At 61.7% G+C, this 525-nt stretch carries 1 protein-coding gene; it reads right to left on the bottom strand.

All coding sequences use genetic code 11. The annotated features are described in order from the left end of the window. Nucleotides 1-525, bottom strand: a 525-nt coding sequence (locus L692_RS0122485) for an amidase family protein (protein ID WP_025702229.1), incomplete at both ends; no start/stop codon positions are given.

Raw genomic sequence — 525 nt, 5'->3', positions numbered from 1 at the left:
CGTATGCAGAAGGCCGGAGCTGCGCGCCATCCAGCCGACGGTATCGAACTGCGGCGCAAGCGGGATGACCCCTTCCATATCGACCGCGCCATGACTTGGCCGAAATCCATAAATACCGCAATATGCGGAAGGAACGCGGACAGAGCCGCCAGTATCCGTCCCCAGCGCGAAGTCAACACTTTCCGTGGCAACCGCCACCGCCGAGCCGCTGGAAGAACCGCCGGGAATTCTCCCCGTTCCCCTCGGGTTTACCGGCGTGCCGTAATGAATATTTTCTCCGCCAAGGCTGTACATCAGTTCATCCGTATGGGCCGCCCCCTTAAGAGCAGCCCCGGCAAGCAGCATGCTGCGAACCGCAGCAGAGTGCGCCGCCGCCGCCGGATGGCTGCGCAGCCAGTCCGGATTCCCCGCCGACGAGACATGACCCTTGACCGCAAAGACATCCTTGACCGCAAAGGTCATTCCATCCAGAGGTCCGCGCGCCAGCGGCGATACCTCAAGTCCGGGATCGATAAATGCTCCATA

It is taken from the genome of Paenibacillus forsythiae T98 (assembly GCF_000520735.1).
GTDB classification, from domain to species: Bacteria; Bacillota; Bacilli; order Paenibacillales; family Paenibacillaceae; genus Paenibacillus_AQ; species Paenibacillus_AQ forsythiae.
This window is presented reverse-complemented; position numbering and strand designations above follow the sequence as displayed.